At 46.5% G+C, this 4,723-nt stretch carries 5 protein-coding genes; 4 read left to right on the plus strand and 1 reads right to left on the minus strand.

Annotation, left to right across the window (positions count from 1 at the left end):
- Positions 1-158: 158 nt before the first annotated feature.
- A complete protein-coding gene (locus SY1_RS11970) occupies positions 159-1,028 on the minus strand; it encodes a LysR family transcriptional regulator (RefSeq protein ID WP_015557176.1) in 870 nt (289 codons plus the stop codon).
- Between the two features lie 225 nt (positions 1,029-1,253).
- Here SY1_RS11970 and SY1_RS12890 point away from each other — a divergent pair, with 225 nt between their 5' ends.
- The 4 genes from SY1_RS12890 to SY1_RS11990 form a co-directional block, all read left to right on the plus strand.
- On the plus strand, positions 1,254-1,568 hold the full coding sequence (locus tag SY1_RS12890) for an aromatic amino acid lyase (RefSeq protein ID WP_409152229.1): 315 nt from the start codon (positions 1,254-1,256) through the stop codon (positions 1,566-1,568).
- Positions 1,569-1,617: 49 nt separating this feature from the next.
- Positions 1,618-3,198 (plus strand): BCCT family transporter, encoded by a 1,581-nt coding sequence (locus SY1_RS11980; protein WP_015557177.1) that lies wholly within the window; start codon positions 1,618-1,620, stop codon positions 3,196-3,198.
- 30 nt (positions 3,199-3,228) lie between these two features.
- Positions 3,229-4,224, plus strand: coding sequence for an ornithine cyclodeaminase family protein (locus tag SY1_RS11985; RefSeq protein WP_015557178.1), 996 nt, complete (start codon positions 3,229-3,231; stop codon positions 4,222-4,224).
- A 25-nt stretch (positions 4,225-4,249) separates the two neighbouring features.
- Positions 4,250-4,723: YeiH family protein (locus SY1_RS11990; RefSeq protein WP_208873890.1), on the plus strand; the 474-nt coding region annotated here is incomplete at its 3' end.

Genomic DNA, 4,723 nt, shown 5'->3' on the forward strand with positions numbered 1-4,723 from the left:
TCCATATTAAACGCGATTTGGTATCAGAATGTCTTTAGGATAAGAACTTACACGCATAGCATTCAATATTTAAGGTGGATGTTCACTCAGCTGGTGAATAACCACCAAAGATTCAAGCGTTATGACATTTTCCGTTGGTGCCAGGCGAGAAATGGGCTCTATGCGATAGACTGGCAAATTTTGATGAATTGTTCGATGATGGGATTCGAGAGCGAATGAATTTGTGAGAGAACGTAGAAGGAGCGTTTTTTCTTGAGGTCTGCGATTGGAATTGCCCGTAGAAGTCTACGCTGCAGTTCCTGAACGAGAAGACGACGTGCCATGATGGCGATGCCATGCTTTTTTATGACCTCTGCCTTGATGATGTCAATGTTATTAAATTCAATGAGATGAATAAGAATGTTCTGTTCAGCCATGACTTGCTCAATTAATTCCCTCGTAGGATTCCCTCTCTCGCGGGTAATGAGCTGCTTCCCGTGCAATTCATTGAGCTGAATCCTGTCCCTGTTAAAAAACTCGTTTCCTTCCGCACAGATAAGGACGAATACGTCCTCCGCAAACTTCCTGCAAAACATATCTCTGGCTTCAACGTTTTGCTCGGTAATGACAACATCTAAATCATGATTTTGAAGCTTGTACACCAAGGATTCATTGTCTTCGACGATAATTTGAGTACGAACATCGGGACAGGCGAGGTGGTATGCACTCCAGATTTGATCCAGAACACTGCTGGAGGAAATCAGCGTTGTACCAACGCGTATATGCTTTTGTCCCATATGACTCAGACTATATTCCAATTCTTCGACCTCGGATAAAATTTTTATGCAACTATTTTGCATTATTTTGCCCTGTTCGGTAATGATCAACCTTTTCTTGTTTCGCTCAAAAAGCTTCAAGTGATACTGCTTTTCAAGGGCCAGAATGACCTGGCTGACAGTGGACTGAGAGATAAAAAGGCGTCGTCCTGCCTCGGTCATGCTGCCGGTTTTACAAACCTCTATGAAGATATGCATTTCACGAAGAGTCATCTTGAGCGTTTCTCCCTTCGAGAATCCTAAAGTTAAAATAATTCCTACAAGATTTTAGATGTATTTGCTTTACCTTATGATACATCCATTAATTACTATTTTACAATAAGTAGTTCACGAGATAAACTAAACTTACTGGTAAAATAACGAATTTCATAAGCAATCCGCAGGGAAGGGAGTGAGAGTTTGAACAGGGAAGTGAAACTCACTGGCTCGAGATTGACCGTGAATGACGTCAAGCGAATCAGCTGCGATATGTGGACAGTTTCGGTTCCTGACGAAGTCATGTCGCGCTTGATTGAAGGGCGGAAGCTGGTCTTTGAGCTGTCTGCGAGAGGTGTGCCAATTTATGGTTGTAATCGTGGGGTCGGTTGGAATAAGGATAAGAAAGTTACGAAGGAGTCTATAACGCGCTTCAACGACAACATGCTCCATTCTCATTCTGTCGCTGTAGGGAATTATGCGACGGTTGAGGAAGTACGTGCGACCATAGCCATATTGAACGCACGCACGAGTTTCTGCGTTCTGGCGGACTATTAGGTCTGAAAAACAGTTGAACATATTTTGATGAATACAGGAGGGGAAATAAATGTTGGAGCAAAAAGAAATGCGAGTGAAACGTACTCTTCGCAAGGGGGTCTTTTATCCTTCGTTTCTGTTTATGACCCTCGCTATTATTGTCGGGATTTTAAAAAATGATTGGCTGAAGTCGGCGTGCAGGGCTGTTTTCCGCTTTTCACTTTTGAATTTCGGCTGGCTTTATCAAATTATCGCAGTCATTTGCCTGTTTGCCATTGTCCTCGTCACGTTTGGCAGGATTGGAAACATACGCATCGGTGGACCGGACGCTCAGCCTAAGTATCCATTCAGGACGTGGTTTGCCATGGCTTTGACCGGTGGCATCTCCGTCGGTATCGTCAACTGGGGAATCAATGAGCCAATGGTTTATTTTGGCAACGTCTACGGTGAACTGGATACATTGGGCATTCAGCCGCAGACGGTGGAGGCAGCCCGTTTTGCCATGGGAAGGTGCTTCTACAACTGGACCTTTGTCCCCTATGCATTTTATTGTATTACCGGCCTTTTGATCGCGTATCTGTTTTTTAACAAGAAGGAGAATTTCTCGGTCGTTGCCACAATTAAACCTGTTATTGGCCATTGGGCGGACAGTCCTGCGGTCGCCAGCCTTGTGGACACACTCTGCACGATTGGTATCGTTCTTGGCATGGCATGTGGCTTGGGGACGGGGCTGGCATTTGTCATTAACGGCTTCAAGGTGGCCTACGGCATGGAGACCGGGACCATGACCTGGATTGTGTTGGGGATTATCACAACGACTATTTTCACGGGGGCCGCTTATACGGGCCTTGATAAAGGTATCAAGAAGTTGGCAACGCTTAACAGCAAAATATTCTATGCCCTTCTCATTGTCCTGTTCTTCACGGGGCCTATCGTCGAGATATGCAAAACGCTTCCTATTGGGCTTGGGGAATGGCTGAACAATTTTTGGCTTTGGGGACTTGATCCCATAGATATTGGAGGAGAGGCCTTGACTGCCTGGTGGACGCTGTTTGATTGGACGGTATGGATCGCTTATGCGCCAGTGATGGGATTGTTCTTGGCAAAAATTTCCTATGGAAGGACGATTCGGGAGTTCATGATCATCAACTGGATACTTCCGTCAATATTTGGCTTGGTGTGGTTTTCAGTCTGGGGCGGCACAGCGCTGAATTGGCAGATGAACGGTGTTGTTGACCTGGTGAGCATCCTCAAAGAAAACGGAGCGACTGCGGCGGTATGGGGATTTTTGCAACACTTGCCGATGAATCTCGGCATCGTTCTGATTCCGGTTGTTATGGTGACACTTCTCCTGTCGTTTAGCACGGCTGCCGATTCTATCACGCATACCCTGGCCTCTCTGTGCGTTTCAAGCGACCGCACATCGGACGAGGCCCCCGGCTCCCTGAAATTGGTTTGGGGTATCATCATCGGGGCGGTTTCCGTTATCATGGGAGCTTTCGCGGGCGGTGTCCGTGGGGTTGATGGCGCAAGACAACTCTCTGCTGTAGGTGCGTTTGTTGTTTTGAGCGTGTTTGTTCTACAACTGTGCGCGTTCTTGAAAACGTTCTTCAATCGTGAAATCCAAGGCGAATACAGGGACAAATATTAGTGGTGCCAATATAGATTGAGGGTGATGGTTATGGAAATTTTATATTTAAGTTCAAAGGACATAGAGAGCATCCACTTGGACGACGAAGAAATCATTCAAGCTATAGAAGAAAGCCTGGCAGCGCAGGGGGAGGGCAAGACCTCTATAGAGCCCAGGGTGCATATCAATCCCAACTCGGAGTATAACGGACATTTTAATGTTCTGCGGGGGTACATTGAACCTAAACGGGCAGTGGGGGTCAAGGTCGTTGGCGATTATGTGTATAACTACAAGAAGAACCTTCCCTCAGAGATGGCGTTGTTGAATCTTTTTGACCCCGAGACGGGAGCGCCGTATGCCGTTATCGATGCGACAGCGATCACTTCTATGCGAACCGGAGCTGTTACAGCCGTTGGCGCAAAATATCTGGCGAAGAAAAAGAACAAAATCCTGGGGCATCTCGGCAGTCGCGGTACTGCATTTTGGAACGTTGTCCTGTTGGATCATCTTTTTGATTTCGATGAGATACGCATTAACAGCAAACGTCAGGAATCTATGGAGGCTTTTGCAGCGCAGCTGGAAGAACGTATTCATAAAAAAATAACGTTAACCCACAGCAGTCAAGAGTGTTTGGAAGGGGCTGACATTATGGTGGAGGCCACACGCCTGACCGAGCCACAACCGCTTTTGAAGACTGAGTGGGTTCGACCTGGCAACTTGGTTGTTCCTTATGGTACAATCTGTGCGAATGAGATATCCTTAACCGATGTAATGGATAAGGTTGTGGTGGACGACTGGAACCAATGCAAAGAAGGTGGGAAACTGGGGAGTCTCAGCCCTCATGTCCGTGCGGGAAAATTGACGCAAAAGACTCTGTACGCAGAACTTGGCGAGATCGTTTCAGGTAAAAAGCCCGGACGTGAGTCAGATGACGAAAAGATTCTCTTCTGGCACCGTGGGCTTTCCACTAGCGATATTGCACTTGGCCAATTGTATTTTGAGAAGGCTACGGCAGATAACATTGGCACGAAATTGTTCTATCGTTAGCAACGTGCAAAAGGGAGTACTATTGATGAAGGACATCAAAAAAATAATTCCTGGCGTCACCTTGTGCCTGGTGATAGCAGTGATAGCTTGTTTTATTGTAAAACAAACGGACGTTTTTGCCCTTATGGGAGCACCTGTCCTGGCGATTCTTATGAGTATGATTTTGGTCCTGGGGGTTCCGCTTAGGGCTGACTTGAAATATGGCGTTGCGTTTACTTCTAAAAAAGTGCTTCAACTTGCGGTTGTACTGTTGGGGTTTGGCCTCAATCTGTCAACCCTTGGAAAGATTGGTGTCACCTCCTTGCCTGTGATTGTGTTTACAATTGCAACGTCGCTGATTGTCGCGTTTGTTCTACAAAGGCTCCTGAAGATTCCCGCAAAAACAGCGACGCTTATCGGCGTGGGCTCCTCAATTTGTGGGGGCTCTGCTATAGCGGCTACCGCTCCTGTTATTGATGCTAATGACGGTGAAATTGCGCAGGCTGTTTCTGTTATCTTC

Source organism: Fretibacterium fastidiosum (genome assembly GCF_000210715.1).
Lineage (GTDB): Bacteria > Synergistota > Synergistia > Synergistales > Aminobacteriaceae > Fretibacterium > Fretibacterium fastidiosum.